Genomic DNA, 807 nt, shown 5'->3' on the forward strand with positions numbered 1-807 from the left:
GATATCTGCAACCAGATCCCAGGCTGCGTCGGGGAGTTCATACCGCTTTGCCATCTTGGCCTCCTGGCTTTAATGGCGGTGTATTTTACAGAAAATCGTATTTCTTGGGTTTACGTACAGAGCCTAGTAGCTGATCAATTAATTTCGGAGTTTTTTATGATAGCGGCAGATCAATTTCCTCTTGGTATCGACCATCCATTGGTTACTGTCCGCAATCACTCCGATGCGCTTGAGAGGTATCGCAGGCTGGGTTTTTTTCCTTCCCCCGTGAGCTATCATCCTTGGGGTAGTGTTACTTCTCTAATGATGTTTAAAAATAATTTCATCGAACTTATTGGGATTGATGATGCTTCAAAATTTGGTATCAATTCAGTTAATGGATTTTGTTTTGGACGTCAGCTTGGAGAGTTTTTGGCACGCGGCGAGGAAGGGGTCTCTCTAGTCGCCCTACATAGCAAAGATGCAGACTCAGATCATAAGCGACTGGTAGAAGAAGGCTTGGAGAGCCAGGGGCGTATAGATTTCCGTCGTCGTATGACTCTGCCTGATGGCCGACATGACGAGGCTGTCGTATCACTGGGTCTATTCATTGACTCCGAACTTCCAGATACCTCAAATTTTATCTGTCATCAGCACCGTCCTGAGCTTATTTGGGGCGGCGGCAAAAACTGAGTGCAACACCTGACCTTTCCGGTACGGTGCTGCCCTATGTCTTATTCCGAACTCAGCGTTGAAGAGCGTGCCACCATTCAAGTTAGTCATGCCCAAGGCCTCAGCTTGCGCAGGATTGCCTGCTTGATCAACCGA

1 protein-coding gene and 1 pseudogene are annotated in these 807 nt (G+C 47.5%); both read left to right on the top strand.

Annotation, left to right across the window (positions count from 1 at the left end; genetic code table 11):
* Positions 1-156 precede the first annotated feature (156 nt).
* Positions 157-663 (top strand): annotated as a pseudogene (locus BLL38_RS30005) (VOC family protein); the annotation flags it as partial.
* A 45-nt stretch (positions 664-708) separates the two neighbouring features.
* The coding region (locus BLL38_RS30010; protein WP_130898222.1) for a helix-turn-helix domain-containing protein at positions 709-807 on the top strand (99 nt) is incomplete at its 3' end.

It is taken from the genome of Pseudomonas gessardii, assembly GCF_001983165.1.
Classification (GTDB): Bacteria; Pseudomonadota; Gammaproteobacteria; order Pseudomonadales; family Pseudomonadaceae; genus Aquipseudomonas; species Aquipseudomonas gessardii.